Origin of the sequence: Bacillus sp. FSL W8-0102 (assembly GCF_038007225.1) — a bacterium.
Lineage (GTDB): Bacteria > Bacillota > Bacilli > Bacillales > DSM-4216 > Bacillus_O > Bacillus_O smithii.
Genome location: NZ_JBBOWT010000001.1, coordinates 2,184,855 through 2,207,746, shown reverse-complemented (window position 1 = coordinate 2,207,746; position 22,892 = coordinate 2,184,855). Strand labels below are relative to the sequence as shown.

The following is a 22,892-nucleotide window of genomic DNA, read 5'->3' as shown; positions in this document are numbered from 1 at the left end:
ACAGACTGTTTCGCGTCTGTTCAATTCCGCGAAGAGACAAGCGGAAGAAAGAGGGATAGGTGAGAATAATGAAAGTAACGATGTTGAATCACCCGCATTCCTTCCAAAAAGAGGAACTGCCCCCGATGGCAATGGCATTAGGATTTTTTGACGGGGTGCATGCGGGGCACCAGCGAGTCATTGAGACAGCAAAAAACATTGCGAACGAGCGAAACTGGAAAAGCGCAGTGATGACGTTTGATCCCCATCCTTCCGTCGTGTTGGGGAAAAAACATGAAAAGATTCAGTATATCACTCCCCTTGAGGAAAAAATTCGAATGATAGAACAGTTAGGTATCGATCACTTGTTTGTCATTCGATTTACTTCTGATTTTGCCCGCTTGGAGCCGCAGCAATTTATAGATCAATATATTATTGGTTTAAATGTCCAACATGTTGTGGCAGGCTATGATTTTACATACGGCCGGTGCGGAAATGGAACGATGGACACGCTTTCAAAACATTCTCGTGGTTTATTTACGATCACGAAAGTGGATAAGTTTGCTTATAACGGAGAAAAAGTCAGCTCCACCAAAATTCGTTGCTTACTAACGGAAGGGCAAATCGAAGAAGCCAATCGTCTTTTAGGGCGACCTTATCGAATTACCGGGACGGTGGTCCATGGTGACCAACGGGGAAGAAAAATTGGATTCCCGACAGCTAATGTGGAATGTGATGATGACTATTATCTGCCGAAAACGGGAGTATATGCGGTGAAAATGAAAGTGAAAGACAAATGGGTGAATGGTGTATGCAATATTGGGTATAGACCTACTTTTAAACACCCGGATGAACGTTTCATGTCGATTGAGGTTCATTTATTTGAATTTGACCACTCCATCTATGGCGAAGAAGTGACAGTAGAATGGTACAAGCACATTCGCCAAGAACGCAAATTCAACGGTATTCAAGAATTGGTCGCTCAAATTGAAAAAGATAAACAATCGGCCATCAAATATTTTCAAAATGAAGCCGAATAGACTTGCTTTTTGTTTGAAAACATAGTATTCTAATTATCGTATGAAAAAGAACCATTACTTGGCATGACGTTGCTCCGGCGCTTGCTCAGTAATTGGGGATCGAAAAGAAAATGGAGGTGAAAAGGATGGCTTTATCACAAGAACGCAAAAATGAGATCATCAATCAATTCAAAACACACGAGAATGACACTGGTTCTCCAGAAGTTCAAATCGCTGTCCTGACTGAACAAATCAATGTATTGAATGATCATTTACGTGTTCATAAAAAAGACCACCATTCACGTCGCGGTCTTATGAAAATGGTAGGGAAACGTCGTAATTTATTGACGTACCTACGCAAAAAAGACGTGCAACGTTACCGTGAATTGATTCAAAAACTTGGTTTGCGCCGATAATCAGCAAAAAGCGGGATTTTTCCCGCTTTTTTGTTAGCAGAAAAATAAGTGGCTTTTAGTGCGTGATATAAGCAAGTCGACCGCGCTGAGCCTGTATGTTCCAGGATGACAGATGTTAAATTCGGTAAAAATACATAATACAGAGTTTTGTTCTAATGGGTCTTCCATTTACGACACCCTTAGTTTGTCCGTTTCGTGTTTCATGGCTCGATGGAAAAGCATGGAGATTATTTTTTGTCTATACTTTTCCTGAAAGCAATGATATTCTTAAAGGCAAGAGTGCGTCATTAGGAACTATGTGATTGAATAGAGAGGAGTTCATTTATGGAGCAAGAGAAACAAACATTTTCTATAGATTGGGCTGGACGCAAACTGACGGTGGAAATTGGACAGGTTGCCAAACAAGCGAACGGCGCTGCGCTCGTGTATTATGGTGATACTGTAGTTTTAAGTACGGCAACCGCTTCAAAAGAACCGAAGTCAGTGGACTTTTTTCCGCTTACCGTCAATTATGAAGAAAGATTGTATGCGGTTGGTAAAATCCCAGGCGGATTTATTAAAAGGGAAGGCCGGCCCAGCGAAAAAGCCATTCTTGCAAGTCGTTTAATAGACCGCCCGATCCGTCCGTTATTTGCGGAAGGATTTCGAAATGAAGTTCAAGTCGTAAGTATGGTGATGAGCGTTGACCAAAACTGTTCATCGGAAATGGCAGCGATGCTTGGTTCATCACTTGCGCTCAGCATTTCGGATATTCCTTTTGAAGGACCGATTGCCGGGGTCATTGTCGGGCGCGTTGACGGTGAATTTGTCATTAACCCGACAGTGGAACAAATGGAAAAAAGCGATATTCATTTAACCGTTGCCGGTACAAAAGATGCCATTAATATGGTGGAAGCTGGAGCGAATGAAGTACCAGAAGAAACCATGTTAGAAGCGATAATGTTCGGTCATGAAGAAATCAAACGGTTGATCGCTTTCCAAGAAGAAATCGTCAAATTAGTTGGCAAAGAAAAAATGGAAGTTCAGCTGTATGAAATTGATCCTGAATTGGAAAAACAAGTTCGTTCCATGTGCGAACAAGAAATGTTGGCTGCCATTCAAGTAAAAGAAAAGCATGCTAGGGATGACGCCATCCAAGAGATAAAAGACCGAGTAGTTGCGGAATTTGAAGAGAAAGAAGATATTGAGGAAGAAACGATTAAACAAGTAAAAGAAATACTGGATAAAATCGTGAAAGAAGAAGTCCGTCGTTTGATTACAGTCGAAAAAATTCGCCCGGACGGACGAAAAATCGATGAAATTCGTCCGCTTTCTTCTGCTGTTGGCTTATTGCCGCGTACACATGGTTCCGCATTGTTTACTCGTGGACAAACACAGGCTTTAAGCGTATGTACATTAGGAGCGCTTGGTGATGTTCAAATCTTGGATGGTCTCGGAATTGAAGAATCGAAACGTTTTATGCATCATTATAATTTTCCTCCTTTTAGTGTAGGGGAAACTGGACCAATGAGAGGACCGGGACGCCGGGAAATTGGGCATGGTGCATTAGGAGAAAGAGCTCTGGAACCTGTTGTTCCGAATGAGAAAGAATTCCCTTATACCATTCGTCTTGTTTCTGAAGTTTTGGAATCAAACGGATCGACATCTCAGGCTAGTATTTGTGCTAGTACGCTGGCGATGATGGACGCCGGTGTGCCCATTAAAGCGCCGGTTGCGGGAATTGCAATGGGATTAGTGAAATCCGGAGAACATTATACGGTCTTAACAGACATTCAAGGAATGGAAGATCATCTTGGCGATATGGACTTTAAAGTTGCCGGTACAGAAAAAGGCGTTACCGCTCTGCAAATGGATATTAAAATAAAAGGACTAAATCGTGAAATCTTGGAAGAAGCACTCCAACAAGCTAGACGGGGAAGATTGAAAATCCTTGAACATATGATGAGCACCATTTCAAAACCACGCACCCATTTATCGATGTATGCTCCTAAAATTTTGTCGATGACCATTAATCCGGATAAAATCCGCGATGTCATCGGACCAAGCGGAAAACAAATCAATAAAATCATCGAAGAAACAGGAGTTAAAATCGATATTGAACAAGATGGAACGATCTTTATTTCTTCAGTAGATGAAGAAATGAATAATAAAGCCAAAAAGATCATTGAAGATATCGTTCGAGAAGTTGAACCAGGGCAAATCTATCTTGGGACTGTTAAACGGATTGAAAAATTCGGTGCTTTCGTGGAAATTTTCAACGGAAAAGACGGCTTAGTCCACATTTCTGAATTGGCGGAAGAAAGAATTCGAAAAGTAGAAGATGTCGTGTCGATAGGAGACCAAATATTAGTGAAAGTCATCAATATTGATGAACATGGTCGGATCAATTTATCGCGAAAAGCGGTGTTAAGAGATCAAAAGAAAAAAAATGAACAAGCATAATTTTCATCCAGCCATTGAAACGGATTTTCATCCTATGTTATAAATAATGAGTAAAGAGGTCAGGGGTTCCCTGGCTTTTTTGTTGCATGAACGCTTTCAAGAAACGCTGTTCTAACTGTCCCCCTTTTTTCATATGGTAGTGTAGGGGGAGGGAAAACCGTGGCTAAGTTAAGACGAATCTTTGGCATTCTGTTTTTGTGTATGCTATCCTTTTTCATTGTGGATAACCCGATGACGACCCAATATTTATCTTCTTTGAAAACAGAATCGCTTTCTGCAGATGCCAAAGTTGAGACATCTTTGTATAACCAAATTAAAGCAGCTGATCATAAATATTCCCGAAAAGCTCAAGATGCCGTGATTGATCGGGTTTGGAAGAAAATCCCCGGTTATAATGGGATAAAAGTGGATGTGAAACGTTCTTACGAAAGAATGAAAAAAGACGGAAAGTTTAATGAGGATAAACTTGTTTTTCATCAAACGAAACCCCAAGTTCATTTACATAATCTTCCTCCCGCTCCCATATACCGCGGTCATCCCAATAAGCCGATGGTTAGTTTTGCGGTGAACGTGGCGTGGGGAAATGAGTATTTGCCCAAAATCCTTTCTGTCTTAAAAAAGCATCATATTCATGCCACTTTTTTTCTGGAGGGGCGATGGGTAAAGAAAAATCCGGATTTAGCCAAAATGATTGTAGACGGTGGACATGAAGTGGGGAATCATTCCTTCACACATCCTGACATGAAAACCCTCTCGTCCGACCGAATCAGGGAAGAGATGATCAAAACGAATCAAGTGATAGAGGCGACGACAGGAAAAAACGTTTCGCTCTTTGCGCCTCCAAGCGGAAGCTATCGCGATGAAGTTGTCAAAATTGCGGACAGTCTAGGGATGGAAACAATCATGTGGACGGTTGATACCATTGATTGGAGAAATCCTGCCCCAGATGAATTGGTTAATAGGGTCATTTCCAATGTCGGACCGGGGTCGATTGTTCTCATGCATCCGACAAAAAGCACCGCAGCTTCTTTGGAACGATTAATCACAAAAATTCAAAAAAAGAATTTGAAGATCAACACGGTGTCGCAGTTATTAAACGAAGAACGCATTTTTCCAATAGAAGATGAGAAAAATGACTAATAATGGAAGCAGCAAGATAGGAGGATGCAATTTGATCAAAACTTATACTTGTCAGAATGGAGTAAGAATCGTATTAGAAACTATTCCTACGGTCCGCTCCGTTGCCATCGGAATATGGGTAGGAACCGGTTCGAGGGATGAATCCCCTGAAAACAATGGCATTTCCCACTTTTTAGAGCATATGTTTTTTAAAGGGACAGAATCCAAGAATGCAAAGGAAATTGCTGAGAGTTTTGATAGCATAGGCGGACAAGTCAATGCGTTCACATCGAAAGAATACACGTGCTATTATGCAAAAGTTCTTGATAATCATGCCTCATATGCATTAGAACTGTTAGCCGACATGTTTTTCCATTCCACATTTGAGGAAGAGGAATTAAAAAAAGAAAAAAATGTCGTTTTAGAAGAAATTAAAATGTATGAAGACACTCCTGACGATCTTGTACACGACTTGTTAAGCAAAGCAGCATACGGACGGCATCCTTTAGGATATCCTATCCTTGGAACGGAAGAGACTTTGGAGAGCTTTACTAGCCAAAAATTAAAAGAATATATGCATCAAATGTATACTCCGGATCGTGTTGTGATCTCTATCGCAGGAAACGTCGATGAAACGTTTATAAAAGAAGTGGAAAAACGATTTGGCTCTTATGAAGGTGGAAAACGTGATCGGGGATCCATTCAACCCACATTCCATGCTGACCGGATTTCAAAAACAAAAGACACCGAACAAGCCCATTTATGTATCGGTTTCAAAGGATTGGAAGTTGGACATGAAGATATTTATAATCTCATCATTTTAAACAATGTGCTGGGCGGCAGCATGTCTTCAAGACTGTTCCAAGAAGTCAGAGAGCAAAGAGGGCTTGCTTATTCCGTCTTTTCGTATCATTCATCCTACCGTGACAACGGGATGATCGCCATCTACGGCGGTACAGGGGCCGATCAGCTGGATCAACTTACTGGAACGATTTTTGAAACGCTGGAACACTTAAAGCAACAGGGTATCACGGAGAAAGAGCTACATAACAGTAAAGAACAACTAAAGGGCAATTTAATGCTAGGGCTGGAAAGCACAAACAGTCGTATGAGCCGAAACGGCAAAAATGAATTATTGTTGAGACGGCACCGTTCTTTGGATGAAATCATCCAACTAATTGATCAAGTCGATATCCAGTCGGTCAATGAATTGGCAAACCGCTTATTCTCGCAGCCATATGCCATTTCATTGATTAGTCCGGACGGAAATTTACCAAAATCACTTTCATAAGCTAATATCTTATTGGCTTTTTCAAGTTTTAAGAAGAACTGAAAGAAGAAAGTGTCGTACGCAAAAACTGTTTTTATTTTTATCTATTGAGAAAAAGGGCCATTTCGTTTAGTATTAATGTTTACCTCTTCAGAACATGATCCCGGAAATATTTGTGAAGTCGGATCATCTCTCAGTAAAAAAGTGAAGCTTCCGTTTCATGAAAGTCCCCTTATAGCAGCTATAAGGGGATTTTTTCTTAAAACTCAATTATTGAACCTGTAGAAATGATCGTCACAAGGGATAGATGGGATGGTTTGAATTGGAGCGGTAAAGATAACTGAATCTTTGAGTTTTTCAAATAAAATGATGTATCCGGTGCGGACGATAAACCTGTGATGGACCTTAAAGGATCTGGGAGAGAAGGAGTCATTTGATAAACTTTATGTAAACCAAAAATAAAATTAGTTGACAATTTGAAATTTTATGATTATGCTAATTTTATAAAAACAGAGAGGGGAGAGGGTGTTGAAACCAAGAAATATAAAGGCGATTGATTTGACGATGATGGCGTTGTTTGCTGCATTGATGATGATCGGGGCAAATATTACTTCTTTTGCACCTTTTATGGTCATTAACGGGGTGCCCATTACGTTGCAGACGGTCTTTGCCGTTCTGGCTGGTGCGGTTCTCGGCAAACGGCTAGGGGCTATCTCCATGACTGTTTATGCCCTTATCGGAATAATCGGTGTACCGGTTTTTGCCCAATTTAAAGGAGGTTTCGAAACGATTTTTAGCCCGACATTTGGGTTTATATTGTCTTTTATTTTGGCTGCGTACATAACAGGCTGGATAATCGAAAAAAAGAAAACGCAGACTGCCTGCGTAATAGCCTCATTAGCCGGTATGGCAGCCAATTATCTTTTCGGAACGAACTGGATGTATATGGCGATGAAATTGTGGGCAGATGCCCCGCCGGCTTTTTCTTATAAAGCCGCTTGGCTGACGATGTTAGTCCCGCTTCCGAAAGATATCCTTTTATCTGTTTTTGCCGGATTTCTTGCTTATCGGTTAGAACGTACTGTACTTTCCAAAAGCAAATTGCGTAATCAAAATGTATAGAAAGAAGGGAAAAAATGTCTAGATGGATCGAACTGGCTGAAAGCGTTTTAAATGGTTATGAAATAAGCGATTTGGAAGCGATGAATATAATGAATTGCCCCGATGCAGAATTGCTTGAACTGCTTCAGGGAGCCTATCGGATACGGCACCACTATTACGGCAACAAGGTAAAATTAAATATGATTTTAAATACAAAATCAGGACTCTGTCCGGAAAACTGCAGCTACTGCTCTCAATCCGTCATATCCACAGCACCGATTGAAAAATATCGGATGATGGATAAAGAAACGATTTTAAAAGGAGCAGAAAGGGCGCGGCAATTAAATGCCGGAACATTCTGCATCGTGGCGAGCGGAAGAGGACCTAGCAATAAAGAAGTGGAACACATTGCTGCCGCCGTGGAAGAAATTAAAGAGCGATATCAAATGAAAATATGTGCTTGCTTGGGGATATTGAAGCCGGAACAAGCCAAGCGGTTGAAAGAAGCGGGGGTAGACCGTTACAACCATAATATCAATACATCGGAGCGCCACTATGAAAACATCACGACAACGCATACGTACGAGGATCGCGTAGAAACCATTGAAACGGTGAAAGAAAGCGGAATTTCCCCTTGTTCGGGTGTCATAGTCGGAATGAAGGAAACGAAAGAAGATGTCATCCATATGGCCCGCAGTTTGCATATTTTAGATGCAGACTCGATACCGGTGAACTTTTTAAATCCGATAGAGGGAACGCCGCTCGAAGGAGTAAGGGAGTTGAACCCGCTCTATTGTTTAAAAGTTCTATGTTTATTCCGTTATATCAATCCGTCAAAGGAAATTCGCATCGCCGGCGGAAGAGAAGTGAACTTGCGCAGTTTGCAGCCATTTGGACTCTATCCGGCCAATTCGATTTTTATCGGAGACTATTTGACAACGGAAGGCCAGGAAACAACCGCAGACCATCAAATGATTGCCGATTTAGGTTTTGAAATCGAATTCGTGCAAGAAAAAGAACAGGTGATTTAAATAAAAATGCAATCACAAAGAAAGGCTGATTCAGCCGTCGTACAGGCCGCCGCTTCCATGAAGCGGCGATTTTTTGTGTTTTGTTCATGGAAGATGGTTTGTCTTGCTCAGGATGGTTAGGACAGTGACAATAAAAGGATGAGACCGCACAATCATGAACGGGTGCGGTGTGGACATCCTATCGTGATAAAAAGTTTAAGGCGTTGATAAAATAAGGACTTTTTTCATTTCAATCATTCTACGGAAAATTTGTTATGATTTACATATATTTCAAATTATGATATCATTTTGATATAAATTCCAATAGGAAGGGGAAGCGAAAATTGAAAGAGAAAAATGCATGGCACATGAACGGATTTATCGGAATTTTGTTAATTATCGCTCTGTTGGCTGTGGCTTTTTTAGCCATGTCTCGAGATCATTTTTTTCGTTCTATTTTGTTGGTGATCATTGCCATACTGATCGGGAGCGGTCTGACTATTGTACAGCCTAACCAAGCCAATGTTGTCGTTTTTTTCGGGCGTTATGTAGGAACCATTCGAAAAAGCGGTATAGCTTTAACTGTTCCATTTACGAATAAGAAAAAAGTGTCTCTTCGCGTGCGAAATTTTAACAGCAAAAAACTGAAAGTAAATGATGTGGAAGGAAATCCGATTGAAATTGCTTCCGTCATCGTCTTTAAAGTCATTGATTCAGCGAAAGCAACTTTTGATGTAGATGATTATGAAGAATTCGTGGAAATCCAAAGCGAGGCTGCTATCCGCCACGTCGCAACAAAGTATCCTTATGATACGTTGGATGACCACCATATTACATTAAGAGGCAATGCGGATATTGTTTCCAAAGAATTGGCCGATGAATTGCAAGAACGGTTAAACGTTGCGGGAGTTCAAGTAATCGAAGCGAGGCTGACCCATTTGGCTTATTCGACAGAAATTGCGAGCGCCATGCTTCAGCGTCAACAGGCCGCCGCCGTTCTATCGGCCAGAAAAATGATTGTAGAAGGTGCTGTCAGTATGGCTCAAATGGCCGTCAAACAGCTTTCGAACGATGGAACGATTGAACTGGATGAGGAAAGAAAAGTGAACATGGTCAATAATTTAATGATTGCGATCATATCGGACCGTGGCGCTCAGCCGGTCATTAATACTGGCAGCTTGTACTAATGGTTGTGGATCAACATGGCCAACAAGAAACATTTTCCGTTGAGAATAGATCCTGAATTGTATGCAATCATTGAACGGTGGGCGCAAGAAGAATTCCGTAGTGTGAATGCCCATATTGAATTTTTATTAAGAGAGGCTGCTCGGCGTGAAAAGAGATTGCCAAAGAGAAAAAAAGAGGATGAATAATTTTTTCATACACTTGCTTTTGATTCATTAATGATAAGAGGATATGATGTTCGTTCAAGAACGTATATCCTCTTTTTTATAGACGCATACAAGGGACGGATCGATGAAAGGGATTGGCTGAATTTTCTATCATTCTTTTAGACTAGGAAAAAAGGCAGCAGTGAAATCATTGTTTATTCCTATTAAAATATGTTAATATTCTAATATATTATAATTTTCTGAACATTGGAGGAGATGAGTTATGCACGTTCCGTTAGTACTGACAGATTTTTTAGATCGCGCTGCCGAATTATATGCAGACAAAATTGGAATGATTAACGATGATCGCTATATCACTTATCGACAATTAAAAGAAAGAGTGAATCAGTTGTCTCATGGGCTGTATTCACTGGGCATCCGCAAGGGAGACCGCGTGGCATATTTAGCGCCCAACACGTTGGAAATGCTTGAAGGTTTTTACGGAATTTTTCAGATCGGAGCCATTATGGTTCCTTTGAATATTCGTCTGAAACCGGAAGATTATTTGTTTATGCTAAATCACAGTGAATCGAAAGTACTGTTTGTCGACCAAGGTCTTTACCATTTGATCCAACCGGTGAAAGACCGTTTAGCGACCGTTGAACATATTATTGTTCATTATAAAGACAGCGACAATGAAGAATTCGATTATGACCGTTGGTTGAGCATGTTTCCAACTAACGAAATAGAACGACCCGAAATCCATGAAGAAGATGTATGTAGTTTATTGTATACGAGCGGGACGACCGGGAACCCAAAAGGGGTTATGTTGACGCATCGCAATAATTATCTTCATGCACTTTGGTCGATGCATCATTTGCGCGTTTCGGATCGAGACACGTTACTTCATGTACTGCCTATGTTCCACGTCAACGGCTGGGGATCCCCTTTTTATTTCACGGCAAATGGTGCGACTCAAGTAGCTTTGCGAAAAGTGGATGCAAAAACCATATTTGATTTAGTGCAAAAGCATCGTGTCACCATCATGGAAATGGCCCCAACAGTATTAAATTCCTTGCTTCAATATAATGAAAAGCATCATCCGATCATTGAACAAGATGTGCGTGTCGTCATTGCCGGATCAGCTCCTCCGCCTTCCTTTGTGAAAAGAGTAGAGAATGAATTGGGTTGGGAGTTTATCCAAGTTTACGGAATGACGGAAAGTACACCGCTGCATTTGGTTTCCACCGTTCGTTCCCATTTGAGCCATTTACCTTTGGAAGAGCAATGGCGTGTGAGAGCCAAAGCCGGTTATCCGATGATTGGTTGTCGTGTTAAGGTTGTTAATGAACATGGGGAGGAAGTAGCACGAAACGGAAAGGAAATAGGAGAACTGGTTATTCGAAGCAACGCCGTGATGAAAGGTTATTGGAAAAATGAAGAAGCGACAATGGAGACGATCCGAAACGGTTGGCTTCATACCGGCGATATGGGGACGATTGATGAGTACGGGTATATTGACATTGTGGACAGAAAAAAAGATATTATCATTAGCGGCGGAGAAAATATTTCCTCTATTGAAGTCGAGGGCGTTCTCTACGAGCATCCGGCTGTATTAGAAGCCGCTGTCATCGCCGTGCCGCATGAAAAGTGGGGAGAAACTCCGCATGCTTTTGTAGTCAAGAAACCGAACGAAACCGTAACAGAACAAGAATTAATCGAATTTTCCCGTTCAAAGTTAGCTCATTTTAAAGCGATTACAGGAGTAACGTTTGTGGAGGAACTGCCGAAAACGGCATCGGGAAAGATTCAAAAGGTGTTATTAAGAAAAAATTATTGGGAATCAAAAGGAATAACGGGACGATTGGTCAATTAATGAAATGGGCGGCAAGTTTTTTTTGCCGTCTTTTTCATACATTTGGTTCCTCTCATACCCTTCATAACGTTGTTTACGAATATTAGCCGCACCTTTTTCTCCTAAATCAGGTCTGATTTTCTTTTTTGATCTGTACATTATTCTATAAGGAGAGTCGAAAATGGCATCAGGAAAAAAACGGTGTACGTACAATGAATTTTCCTTTACAATAGAAAAAAGGGAGCGTACTCTGCTCCCTTTTTCTATCGTTATGGAAATGAGACACGTTTCACAAAAAAAGAAATGAGCTTAAAAAGGAACATTCCTTTTTGGGAGATGAAAACAATGAAAATTCCAATTCTTGATACGTTGAGTCGACCTTTGCGAGATTTGCGTATAAGTGTGACTGACCGCTGTAATTTCCGCTGTCAATATTGTATGCCCGCCGAAATATTTGGCCCGGATTTTGCTTTTTTGCCGAAAGAGGAAGTCCTTTCGTTTGAGGAAATAGAAAGATTGGCAATCATCTTTAGCAAATTGGGGGTCAGAAAAATCCGAGTTACAGGCGGGGAACCGCTCATGAGAAAAGAACTCCCCTCTCTCATTCAGCGATTGTTGAAAATTCCCGGCATTCAAGATATTGGTCTTACAACAAATGGAGTGTATTTGCCTAAATACGCAAAAGAATTGAAAGAAGCTGGTTTAAAACGGGTGAATGTCAGCCTTGACGCTCTGAATGATGAAATTTTTATGAAAATGAACGGTCGAGGAGTCCGTTCCAAGGCAGTCATAAAGGGGATTGACGCTGCTCTTGCCCATGGCCTTAAGGTGAAAATAAACATGGTTGTCCAAAGAAGTATGAATGAAGACGAGATTTTGCCGATGGCAGAATTTTGTCGGAAAAAAGGACTTTCTCTCCGTTTTATTGAATTTATGGATGTCGGAAATTCAAATGGATGGAAATTAGATCAAGTGGTAACCAAAAAAGAAATATACGAAAAATTAAAGAGCCGTTTTCAATTAGAGCCAGTGGAACCGGCGTATTTTGGCGAAGTGGCTAAACGGTATCGTTATCAAGGTGAACAAACGGAAGTCGGTTTTATCACCTCTGTTACAGAATCTTTTTGCTCAAGCTGCACAAGAGCCAGAATTTCGGCCGAAGGAAAACTGTATACTTGCCTGTTTGCAAGTGAAGGGTACGACTTGAGAGCTCTTCTGCGAAGCGGGGCGAAGGATGAAGAAATTGCACAAAAAGTAGCAGACATTTGGAACCACCGAGCAGATCGTTATTCAGATGAACGTTTGGCTAATACTCATCATCCCCGTAAAAAAATTGAAATGTCCTATATCGGTGGATAACCGTCCAATAAGAAAAAAACAAATGCGCGTATTGTCAAAACGAACAAGATATAATCAGAAAAAATTGAAGGAAATCTTCCATACAAGGGCTGAAAGTTGATCAAGCCTGACATATGGAAAAAAGGAGCAAAAGTGACCGGACGGAAGAGATGGAGAATCCATTTCTCTCATTGGTATTTGCTGAACTTCAAAACGACGCCAGGGAAAATGTGGTATAATCTACAAAGAATGAAGGATAAAAGAGAAGAACATCATTCGAAATTTTGTTAATTTCCCTTTTATAAAATGGATCGGAACGAAAAAATCACTCGATCGCTCTATATATGGATGAATGGAACGAGTATGGGTCCAACCGGATCAAGAACGTTGACTGGAACTGGCTCAAAGTTGCCGACGTCGAAGAATGATGGTGGTAAAGAGAAAGGATGAGGATCATGGTGGAACGGAGAAGCCCGATCAAAGTTGGTGAAGCCGTTCGGAGAGTCATGGAGTGGAAGCAGCTTGGAGAAATAGAATATGTGGATATTGATGCGTGCGATCGCCGCTTTTTAGGAAAACCGTTAGTAGCGGATCACGATGTACCGCCTTTTGACCGCTCTCCTTATGATGGGTTTGCCGTCCGCAGCGAAGATACTGCAGATGCGACTAGCGACAGCCCGGTTTTTCTTGAAGTCATCGATGAAATTGGCGCCGGGCAAGTAAGTCCTTTTCGAGTTGGGAAAATGGAGGCAATCCGCATTATGACAGGAGCGGCTATTCCGGAAGGGGCGGACTGTGTCGTCATGCTTGAATTGGTTCATGAGGAAAAACGGGATGGCAAAACATTTATTGCGATCAAACGGCCGTTCCAAAAACATGATAATATTTCCTTTAAAGGAGAAGATGCCAAGAAAGGTCAGCCTTTGATAGAAGAAGGAATTCAAATCAACCCTGGTGTAAAAGCGTTGCTTGCAACTTTCGGTTATGCCAAAGTTCCCGTTGTGAAACCTCCCGTTGTCGGTGTACTTGCTACGGGATCTGAGCTATTAAATGTAGATGAAGAATTGGTGCCGGGAAAAATCCGCAATTCCAATCTATACATGATCGCTTCGCTAATTGAAAGAGCAGGGGGAAAAGTCAAAACATACGGGCAATGCGCCGATGATGTCGATTCGGTATTAAATGCTGTTAAAACTGCGTACAAAGAATGCGATATAGTCATTACGACGGGCGGAGTTTCTGTAGGAGATTTTGACTATTTGCCGGAAATTTATCGCCAAATGAAGGCTGAAGTGCTTTTTAATAAAATCGCTATGCGTCCTGGTAGTGTGACAACGGCCGCCGTTTTGAATGGCAAATTGCTGTTTGGATTGTCCGGAAATCCTTCTGCTTGTTATGTTGGATTTGAATTGTATGTTCGCCCCCTTATACGTTACTGGCTTCATTCTTCTAAACCATACTTGCGCCAAGGAAAAGCTTTTTTACAATCAGAATTCCCGAAAGCCAATCCTTTTTCCAGGTTTGTGCGCAGCAGAGTCTTTTATGGCGAGGACGGAAAGCTGCATGTAAAACCGGTGGGATTGGATAAATCAAACGTCGTAACGTCCCTGGCGTGGTCAGACTGTTTAATGGTTCTTCCGGGAGGAACAAGAGGATTTGGAAGCGGAGATCTTGTAGATGTTCTCTTTCTCGAAGATAACACGGGGAGTGAGTCGTGGTGGGAAGAGAGCAAAAGATCTTCCAAATAGTAGGGTATCAAAATAGCGGGAAAACAACTTGGATCGAATATTTGCTTGAATATGCTTCTTTTCACGGAAAAACGGTGGGCGTAGTGAAACATCATGGACATGGTGGACGACCTGTCATCGGAGATAAAGGAAAAGATACAGAAAGGTACCGGAAAAAGGGCGCTTATGCTGTTACGGTAGAAGGCGGAAACACAGCCGTTGTCACGATCAACGGTTACTATGGCTTAGAAGACATATTGAAACTGTATCAATCGCTTCCTCTTGATTTCATTTTGATAGAAGGCTATAAAAAAGCTTCGTTTCCTAAAGCGGTTATGATTCACCGAGAAGAGGACAAGAATTTATTGAAATTGGAAAATGTACAAGCCGTCATCACGCCTTTCCCGCATCAATTTAAACAAATTCCTGCTTTTCACGTTGAGGATAAAAAATCAATGGCAGAATGGCTATGGAACTATTTCTTGTTATAGGCGGAAAAACACGAAAAAATCATTTCAGCATGAAAAATACAAGCAGCTCATAATAAGATTTCTCTGAGATGAACCGTCTTGCTAAATGGTAAATGACGAAAAGCCAAGTCTTTTCCATTGTCTGCTTTTTTGTCGGTGTCAAACTTCAAACAACAGATAAGGACTTTTGTCTTTTCTGACGTTCTAGTAAGCAATTGAGACTGGATGGGAAAGTTTTCAACAGTAGCACTTCACTTGAGAGAGCATATGAAAGCCGGAAAAAACACTCAGCGGGTTTTCCCGCTGAGTGTCTCTATTGAAGTCGGTTTTCGACTTCACGGCAAACTTCATCGGCGCTTAAGCCATTGGCGTTGATGACTGAACCTTTTGTTACCACATTTTGAATGCCCATCACATTCGAATCCAGCCCAGTGATTACGCAGCAATCGCATTCGCGGGCGTCGGACTCATTTTTCAATTCCACTACTTGATGTCCTCTCTCCTTCAAGGCTTCGGTTACATTGTGCAGTGATTCTTCTACCCCGATTTTTGCCATTCCTAACACCTCCCTTCCTATCGTTTTCTAGGATGAAAGGATTTATACACAATATGGCGTCTGTTTTTTTCGAAAACGATGAAAGATGGATTTTTTTCTCCATTCATTGGACGAATGAGTTACAATAAAATTAATTGTTATTTGAATTTTCGGTAAAATGGAGGTGTGAGTGATGAAGCAGGGATTTATTTTTTTGTTGCAAATCGCTTTTTTATGGCTTATCAATGAGATTAGCTATAGTATCGTCGAGTTTTTTCATATCCCCATTCCGGGAAACGTGCTGGGAATGGTGATTTTATTTATACTGCTTCTAACTGGAATTGTGAAAATTCATTGGGTGGAGAGGGGAGCTTCTTTTCTAAATAAGCATTTAGCGTTTTTCTTCATTCCCATTTCAGTCGGTTTCATGAGCTATGGGAATTTTTTTGTCAAAAATGGATTTGCATTGATCATTATTTTACTTGGCAGCTCCATTATCGGTCTGTTGATTACGGGGTATACAAGTCAATGGCTGGGAAAAGAGAAAGAAGGGAATATGGATGAAGATCGCCATTACAGTGTTTAGTATTGTCGTGACGATAGCGGCTTATTGGATTTCTCGCATTTTGGCCCGGAAATACCCATCCCCCTTGACCACACCTGTTTTTTTGAGTACAGTACTCATCATCATCGTGCTTACGGTATGTAGAATGGATTACAAAGACTATGGGCCGGCAAAGGATATTATGACTTATCTGCTTGGACCAGCGACAGTGGCGCTTGCTGTTCCGCTTTATCATAATAAAGATTTGCTGTTAAAAAAATGGATGCCTGCACTTGCCGGACTCGTCTTGGGTACCTTTTCAACCATCATTTCTGCTGTTTTGCTTGCCAAACTATTTGATTTTTCGGGAACCATTGCAGCCTCAGTAGCGACGAAATCGGTTACAACGCCGGTTGCCATAGAAGAAGCGAAGATTATAGGGGGAGATCCTGCGCTATCGGCGATTTTTGTCATGGTCGCCGGCATCTTCGGAGCGATGTTTGGACCGTGGCTATTGAATGTGACGAGGATATCAGATCCGTTTTCCAGAGGACTATCCATTGGTACGGTTTCTCACGGTATCGGCACAGCGCAAATACTGTCAGAAGGGTCGTTGCCGGGAGGAGTATCCGGGGCTGCCATGGGGTTTGCGTCCATTTTGACATCAGCCGTTCTTCCGTGGTTGTTTCCGCTCTTGTTCTGACGGACAAACAAGATTTAAGTCACGGACGTGGATTTCCATCCTAAAAAAAGCAGCTGGTATGATACATAAAAAGCGGCTGTCAAGGTAAAGTAAGACAGAGGTGATGGAAATTGAGCAAACGAGTAAAAAAAGATCCTTCCACTATTGGTTTAGGCTCTTCTCAAACGGAAGGGCAAGGAACAACGGAACGAGAAACAGCCGGCGGTGTGAGCCGCTCATCAGCAGAGAAAAAACAGAAAAAGTATTGATTTTTGTTGGTTTCCTCCGGTTTCCATTGGTCATCCTGACTTGGCCCGGAGGAAACTGATTTTTTTATTGAACTTAAAAGTTTGTGAATAACGGATGGACCAAAATAGGATTTTCCTATTTTTTATGTCGAATAAAATTTTCAGAATTTTATAAAATATTATTGTCAGGAATACTCTAATTGATATAACATACAATTAACGGCACATACCGACCGGTTAGTTAAAAAAGGGGGCCAAACTTTTATGGATTTTTCGTTTTCCGAAAAAGTGATCAATCTTCAAAAGCGGTTGACAGCCTTTATGGAAGAATACATTTATCCGAATGAAAAAACATTCGAGGAACAGTTGAACGATCAAGAAACTCGCTGGTCCATTCCACCCATTTTAGAAGAGCTGAAGCAGAAGGCAAAGAAAGAAGGATTATGGAATTTGTTTTTGCCTGACAGCGAATATGGCGCCGGATTGACCAATTTGGAATATGCCCCGCTCTGCGAAATTATGGGAAGAAGCATGATCGCTCCGGAAATATTTAACTGCAATGCACCTGATACCGGGAATATGGAAGTTCTCGTCCGTTATGGAAGCGAGCAGCAAAAAGAAAAGTGGCTGAAACCTCTTCTGAATGGCGACATTCGTTCTTGTTTTTCGATGACGGAACCGGATGTTGCGAGCAGCGACGCCACCAATATTTCGGCCAGCATCGTGCGGGATGGAGACGAATATGTGATAAACGGTTTGAAATGGTGGTCTTCCGGAGCAGGGGATCCGCGTTGCAAATTTGCCATCGTCATGGGCAAATCGAACCCCGATGCTCCAAAACACGAACAGCAATCCATGATTATCGTTCCTCTTGATACAAAGGGTGTGGAGATTAAACGCATGCTCCCCGTTTTTGGATATGATCACGCTCCACATGGGCATGCGGAAATTCTTTTTCACGACGTGAGGGTACCGGCGGAAAATATCATTTGGGAAGAAGGCAAAGGATTCGCCATCGCCCAAGGTAGGTTGGGACCTGGACGAATTCATCATTGCATGAGAATTATTGGCGCTGCAGAAAGAGCGCTGGACGAAATGTGTAAGCGCGTACAAGAAAGGGAGGCTTTTGGCGAATCTTTATCGAAGAAAGGAGTGATCCAAGATTGGATTGCTCAATCGCGGATCGAAATTGAACAGGCAAGGCTGTTGACTTTAAAAGCGGCCTATATGATGGATACGGTCGGCAATAAAGCGGCCAAAAAAGAGATTGCGATGATTAAAGTGATTGCTCCGAATATGGCCTTAAAAGTAATAGACCGCGCCATACAAGCATTCGGTGCGAAAGGCGTCAGCAATGATACGACTCTTGCCGCTCATTGGGCCAATATAAGAACACTAAGACTAGCTGATGGTCCGGATGAAGTTCATAAACAGCAAATTGCGAAGCTGGAATTGCGTGAGCATTCACCGGAAAGGGAGAGATTTCAATGGCAACAGTAAAGGAACTGTTTGACTTAACCGGAAAAACGGCGATTATCACTGGAGGAGGGCGAGGATTAGGAGAGCAGATCGCAGAAGCGTACGCTGAATCAGGAGTGAACGTTGTCCTTTGTTCGCGTAAAGTAGAGAATTGTCAAGAAACAGCTGAACGTTTACAGTCCGTGTACGGGATAAAAACGTTAGCTCTGGAATGCGATGTCACAAAACCGGAGGATGTTCAGACGGTAGTGGATCAAACGATTCGCAAGTTGGGACGCATTGATATTTTAGTGAATAACAGCGGAGTTTCATGGGGGGCGCCAGCGGCGGAAATGCCGATTGATGCTTGGAAAAAAGTAATCGATGTGAATGTTACCGGCACGTTTTTAATGTCGCAAGCGGTTGGGAAAAAAATGATAGAGCAGCAGTCGGGAAAGATTATAAATATGGCTTCGATTGCCGGGCTTGGCGGAACGGATCCCGATTATTTGGATGCCATCGGCTACAATACCAGCAAAGGTGCCATCATTACTTTTACAAAAGATTTGGCGGTGAAATGGGGGCCGTATCATATTCATGTGAATGCGATTGCGCCGGGGTTCTTCCCGACGAAAATGTCGAATGTCGTTATTGAGAAAGGGAAAGATTATTGGCTGTCACATACGCCGTTAAGAAGATTCGGTAGTGACGATGATTTAAAGGGAGCGGCCGTTTTTTTGGCCTCAAAAGCTTCGGATTATATAACCGGGGATGTCCTCTTTGTGGATGGTGGGTCGCACGCTCTTTAACTGAACATTTCCGGATTGACTGTATCACAAAGGGATGTTCTTATGAAGGATGCGTCCCCGATGTCTGCAGGGGGAAACGTTTAAAACCATCGTATTAAATAAGGGGCAGCAAGCGAAAAAGAATGGATCGAATACGGCAAATAGCATCGAAATCTTTAAAAAATATCCAAAATTATTGAATGTGGAAATGAATGGCCCAAAACCAATATAGGGAAAATTTTGAGAAGAGCCATCCGAGAAGAGTCAATGAAAAAACATGAAGACTTGTATTGATGCTCTCGTTCTTATAGTATAATCACAAAAAACTGATAACGGTGAGGATTGTACAATGAAAGAAACAATCATGGACAAGAGCATCGAGCTATTTGCTGAAAAAGGCTTTAAAGAAACCTCTATACAGGACATCATGGATGAACTGCATGTAACGAAAGGAACCTTTTATTATTATTTCAAAAGCAAAGAAGAATTGCTAAAGGATATCCATTTGCAATATATCGAACGTCTTTTAGAGAATCAGAAAAAAATCATCTCGGATCCAAGCAAAACGTGTCAAGAAAAATTATTTGCGATCATTTATAAATTAATTCAAGATATCGAAAAAGAAGGACAGCGAGCAAAAGTATTCATAAGGGAAATTAATCATTTAAGCGATCAATATCTTGATATCGTTCTGCCGAAAAGAGATCAATTTCGAGAAAATGTTCAATTATTGATTGAAGAGGGAATAAAAAACGGAGAATTCCGCACAGACTTGCCGCCTGATATTGTTTCATTCGGCATTTTAGGCGTTGCCAATTGGAGCTATTTTTGGTTTAAGCCAACAGGAAAAGTGAGCGACAAGCGTGTGGCCGAAATTTTTTATGAAATGCTTATTCACGGCATCCAGCAAAATAACTGAAAGGTGGGTAATGTGTCAAGCGTTAGAACTATCGGGACCTGTGAAGAAAATAGCAGTGAGAGTCAGGATAAAAAAAGCATCCGGCGTCAATGTCGGCTGCATTCGACGGTTTTGAGACCGTTAAGCCAAAAGCCATCAAAGAAGATGTTCAAACGATCATAGAAAAAGGGAAGCATTTTATCTCATCGATAAAGGAGGAAATCCATTGCATTCAACTGAAATCCGTGTCCGTTTTTGTGAAACGGATGCTTTTGGGCATGTGAATAATACTAGTTATTTTGCTTATTTAGAGGAAGCGCGTCTCGATTTTTTGGAAGAAACGAATATGGATCATTGTTTTATATTGGCTTCCACACACTGTGATTTTGTTGCTCAAGCCTATTATAATCAAAGGCTTGTTGTCACGACATCGATCAAAAAAATCGGAACGAAAAGTTTTACATTGGGTCACGAAATTATAGACAAACATACCGGCAAAACTGTCGCTTGTGCCGAAGCCGTGATCGTCTATTTTAACTTTGATGCCCAAGAAAGCGAACCTTTGCCGACAGAACTGAGAAATTATTTACATCAACACTTGGAAGAAACGGAATTTCTGAAAAGGAAGTGATACCGATTGTCCCATATCATACCTGTCCGAAAAGGAGAGGAAATAAATAAAGAAAAATTGGAAGCGTATTTACGCAAGAATTTTAAGGATTTACCGGATTCGCCGTTAGAGATCCGGCAATTCGGTACGGGAGCCTCGAACCTCACATATGCATTAAACATAGGAAATTGGGAGGCGGTATTAAGGCGTGCGCCTATGGGGCCTGTTGCTCCGAAAGCTCATGATATGAAACGGGAGCATCAATTTCTGTCAGTATTAGCGGAACATTTCCCTTTGGCGCCGCGGCCATTTCTATTTTGCGAAGATGATTCTATTGTGGGAAAGCCATTTATTTTGATGGAAAAAAAAGAAGGGATTTTGATCGATACCGATTTTCCGGAAGAGATTGAACCAACGCCGGCATTAGGGAAGCGCATTTCTGAGATGATGGTCGATATGCTTGTGAATCTTCACTCTGTTCCTTATAAAGGAACGATACTAGAGAAAATGACGAAGCCGGAAGGATTTTTACAACGGCAAGTGCATGGCTGGATCGCTCGTTTTGAACGAGTGAAAACGGAAGATCTTCCCGAGTTGGAACGGTTGAAAACATGGCTTGTCCACCATATTCCAACTTCACCTGAACCGGCCATTATCCATTATGATTACAAGCTGAACAATGCTCTATTTTCTGAAGATTTGTCGAAGATGACAGGGTTGCTTGACTGGGAAATGGCAACAATAGGAGATCCATTGGCTGATTTGGGAGCGGCTATGAGCTATTGGCAGGAACCAGATGATCCGCCCGAGTTGAAAGCAGGATTTGGGAAGCCCTCTGTCACAACGTTGGCTGGATTTTACACAAGAAAGGAATTTGTGAAAAGCTACAGCAGGAAAAGCGGAAGGGACGTGGAACATTTTCCGTTTTATTTATCGTTCGGATATTTTAAATTAGCTGGTATTTGCCAGCAGATTTATTATCGTTACAAAAACGGCCAGACAAATGATCATCGCTTTGCCCGCTACGGAGAATTTGCCAAATCATTAGTTCGATATTCCTGGCTGACGGCTTTTCAAAGTGAAAGAGGTAAGCTATGACAAGGAAGATCCACGTAGTATTGAAAAAAGAAGATTTAGTGATGGAAAGATTGGCAGGGAAAATCGCCGTTGTATTTGATATTATACTGGCCACATCCACTATTACGGCTGCGCTGGAACAAGGGGCCGAAGCCGTGATTCCTGTATACGACAGGGAAGAAGCAGTCGAAGTATCCTCTGCATTTCCGTCATCGTCTGCTGTGCTTGCCGGAGAATATAACGGGAAATCAATGGAAGGGTTTCTGGATCCTTATCCAAAAGAGCTGGGAAAAAGGATTAAAGAAAAAACGCTCATTTTATCGACGACAAATGGTACAGTGGCACTGAAGAAAGCGGAGTCAGCCAAAAAATTATACGCAGCCAGCCTATTAAATACAGAAGCTGTCGCAGCCGACATTGTGAAACATTATCAAAATGAAACCATCCTCCTTATTTGCGGAGGGTCGCGCGGCAGCTTCAGTATGGAAGATTTTTATGGGGCCGGCTACATGGTCGACTGCTTGCTTTCACTTCATTCTTTTCAGTTGACGGATGCTGCGAAAACGGCGCAATTGTTTTATCGATCCCAAAAGGATCATCCTTATGAACTTTTGCGCTTAACAAGAATCGGAAAAATACTTTCGCGCTATTCGTATGATGATGAATTGGACTTTATTTCCCAAAAAAGTGCCTTCACTGTCGTTCCGCGCTGGAAAGACGGAAAGTTAATCCATGTGGAAAATGAGCAGGATGGTCAACCCCATTTTTAAGGGAAGTCTGAATCCAATCAGATATACAATATGAGTGGGTATATACTCATTACAAAAAGGAGAAGCGTCCAACAATCCATTTAGAAAGCGTTTACTTTTGTTCTGTGATTCCAGCGGAACAGTTGTTCAAATACACGGATCAACGTCGCCACTAATTTATTAGTAGATTCGGTAAGTTGATCAAAAAAATGGGAAAAGGAGATGG

23 protein-coding genes are annotated in these 22,892 nt (G+C 41.6%); 22 read left to right on the top strand and 1 reads right to left on the bottom strand.

The genetic code is table 11. The annotated features are described in order from the left end of the window. The first annotated feature begins 68 nt into the window (after positions 1-68). The 13 genes from ribF to mobB all read left to right on the top strand — a co-directional run bounded on the left by ribF (position 69) and on the right by mobB (position 15,098). Entirely contained in the window at positions 69-1,019 is a 951-nt protein-coding gene (gene ribF, locus N1I87_RS10565; RefSeq protein ID WP_341101629.1) for a bifunctional riboflavin kinase/FAD synthetase, read from the top strand. Between the two features lie 125 nt (positions 1,020-1,144). Next, complete coding sequence (gene rpsO / locus N1I87_RS10560) at positions 1,145-1,414, top strand: 30S ribosomal protein S15 (protein WP_003354630.1); 270 nt, start codon at positions 1,145-1,147, stop codon at positions 1,412-1,414. A 324-nt stretch (positions 1,415-1,738) separates the two neighbouring features. Then, positions 1,739-3,856, top strand: a complete 2,118-nt coding sequence (gene pnp / locus N1I87_RS10555) for a polyribonucleotide nucleotidyltransferase (protein ID WP_327803052.1) — start codon at positions 1,739-1,741, stop codon at positions 3,854-3,856. Between the two features lie 159 nt (positions 3,857-4,015). Further along, on the top strand, positions 4,016-4,996 hold the full coding sequence (locus N1I87_RS10550; RefSeq protein ID WP_270582990.1) for a polysaccharide deacetylase family protein: 981 nt from the start codon (positions 4,016-4,018) through the stop codon (positions 4,994-4,996). Positions 4,997-5,027: 31 nt separating this feature from the next. Then, positions 5,028-6,266, top strand: coding sequence for a M16 family metallopeptidase (locus N1I87_RS10545; protein WP_341101628.1), 1,239 nt, complete (start codon positions 5,028-5,030; stop codon positions 6,264-6,266). A gap of 507 nt (positions 6,267-6,773) precedes the next feature. Further along, the gene (locus N1I87_RS10540) at positions 6,774-7,367 is read left to right on the top strand and encodes a biotin transporter BioY (protein ID WP_445285694.1); all 594 of its coding nucleotides are present in this window, start codon (positions 6,774-6,776) and stop codon (positions 7,365-7,367) included. Positions 7,368-7,381: 14 nt separating this feature from the next. Beyond that, on the top strand, positions 7,382-8,377 hold the full coding sequence (gene bioB / locus N1I87_RS10535) for a biotin synthase BioB (RefSeq protein WP_341101627.1): 996 nt from the start codon (positions 7,382-7,384) through the stop codon (positions 8,375-8,377). 323 nt (positions 8,378-8,700) lie between these two features. Beyond that, a complete protein-coding gene (locus N1I87_RS10530) occupies positions 8,701-9,543 on the top strand; it encodes an SPFH domain-containing protein (protein ID WP_341101626.1) in 843 nt (280 codons plus the stop codon). Between the two features lie 15 nt (positions 9,544-9,558). Beyond that, the gene (locus N1I87_RS10525; RefSeq protein ID WP_003354639.1) at positions 9,559-9,729 is read left to right on the top strand and encodes a hypothetical protein; all 171 of its coding nucleotides are present in this window, start codon (positions 9,559-9,561) and stop codon (positions 9,727-9,729) included. Positions 9,730-9,970: 241 nt separating this feature from the next. After that, positions 9,971-11,563, top strand: a complete 1,593-nt coding sequence (locus N1I87_RS10520) for a long-chain-fatty-acid--CoA ligase (RefSeq protein WP_341101625.1) — start codon at positions 9,971-9,973, stop codon at positions 11,561-11,563. A gap of 324 nt (positions 11,564-11,887) precedes the next feature. Then, positions 11,888-12,901, top strand: a complete 1,014-nt coding sequence (gene moaA / locus N1I87_RS10515; protein WP_341101624.1) for a GTP 3',8-cyclase MoaA — start codon at positions 11,888-11,890, stop codon at positions 12,899-12,901. Positions 12,902-13,335: 434 nt separating this feature from the next. Beyond that, positions 13,336-14,628 carry a molybdopterin molybdotransferase MoeA gene (locus tag N1I87_RS10510; protein WP_341101623.1) on the top strand — a complete coding sequence of 431 codons (1,293 nt, stop codon included), beginning with the start codon at positions 13,336-13,338 and terminating at the stop codon, positions 14,626-14,628. Next, positions 14,598-15,098: a molybdopterin-guanine dinucleotide biosynthesis protein B gene (mobB, locus tag N1I87_RS10505; RefSeq protein ID WP_327797840.1), complete on the top strand. Its 501-nt coding sequence runs from the start codon at positions 14,598-14,600 to the stop codon at positions 15,096-15,098. The genes N1I87_RS10510 and mobB overlap by 31 nt, the downstream gene beginning before the upstream one ends. Before the next feature lie 292 nt (positions 15,099-15,390). Here mobB and N1I87_RS10500 read toward each other — a convergent pair whose 3' ends face one another. Next, positions 15,391-15,633, bottom strand: a complete 243-nt coding sequence (locus tag N1I87_RS10500) for a YkuS family protein (protein ID WP_341101622.1) — start codon at positions 15,631-15,633, stop codon at positions 15,391-15,393. A gap of 172 nt (positions 15,634-15,805) precedes the next feature. Here N1I87_RS10500 and N1I87_RS10495 point away from each other — a divergent pair, with 172 nt between their 5' ends. The 9 genes from N1I87_RS10495 (at position 15,806) to N1I87_RS10455 (ending at position 22,687) form a co-directional block, all read left to right on the top strand. Beyond that, the gene (locus N1I87_RS10495; RefSeq protein ID WP_327797837.1) at positions 15,806-16,198 is read left to right on the top strand and encodes a CidA/LrgA family protein; all 393 of its coding nucleotides are present in this window, start codon (positions 15,806-15,808) and stop codon (positions 16,196-16,198) included. Further along, positions 16,173-16,859, top strand: coding sequence for an LrgB family protein (locus N1I87_RS10490; RefSeq protein WP_048623203.1), 687 nt, complete (start codon positions 16,173-16,175; stop codon positions 16,857-16,859). The genes N1I87_RS10495 and N1I87_RS10490 overlap by 26 nt, the downstream gene beginning before the upstream one ends. Before the next feature lie 110 nt (positions 16,860-16,969). Next, positions 16,970-17,107, top strand: a complete 138-nt coding sequence (locus tag N1I87_RS10485; RefSeq protein ID WP_147542796.1) for a YuzL family protein — start codon at positions 16,970-16,972, stop codon at positions 17,105-17,107. Positions 17,108-17,350: 243 nt separating this feature from the next. After that, complete coding sequence (locus tag N1I87_RS10480; RefSeq protein WP_003354649.1) at positions 17,351-18,586, top strand: acyl-CoA dehydrogenase family protein; 1,236 nt, start codon at positions 17,351-17,353, stop codon at positions 18,584-18,586. Further along, positions 18,574-19,353, top strand: coding sequence for an SDR family oxidoreductase (locus N1I87_RS10475; RefSeq protein WP_003354650.1), 780 nt, complete (start codon positions 18,574-18,576; stop codon positions 19,351-19,353). The genes N1I87_RS10480 and N1I87_RS10475 overlap by 13 nt, the downstream gene beginning before the upstream one ends. A 328-nt stretch (positions 19,354-19,681) precedes the next feature. After that, positions 19,682-20,251, top strand: coding sequence for a TetR/AcrR family transcriptional regulator (locus N1I87_RS10470; RefSeq protein ID WP_341101618.1), 570 nt, complete (start codon positions 19,682-19,684; stop codon positions 20,249-20,251). A 205-nt stretch (positions 20,252-20,456) separates the two neighbouring features. Then, positions 20,457-20,861 carry an acyl-CoA thioesterase gene (locus N1I87_RS10465; protein WP_341101617.1) on the top strand — a complete coding sequence of 135 codons (405 nt, stop codon included), beginning with the start codon at positions 20,457-20,459 and terminating at the stop codon, positions 20,859-20,861. Between the two features lie 6 nt (positions 20,862-20,867). Then, positions 20,868-21,938 (top strand): phosphotransferase family protein, encoded by a 1,071-nt coding sequence (locus N1I87_RS10460; protein ID WP_341101615.1) that lies wholly within the window; start codon positions 20,868-20,870, stop codon positions 21,936-21,938. Next, positions 21,935-22,687 carry a 2-phosphosulfolactate phosphatase gene (locus tag N1I87_RS10455; protein WP_328201353.1) on the top strand — a complete coding sequence of 251 codons (753 nt, stop codon included), beginning with the start codon at positions 21,935-21,937 and terminating at the stop codon, positions 22,685-22,687. The genes N1I87_RS10460 and N1I87_RS10455 overlap by 4 nt, the downstream gene beginning before the upstream one ends. The last annotated feature ends 205 nt before the right edge of the window (positions 22,688-22,892 follow it).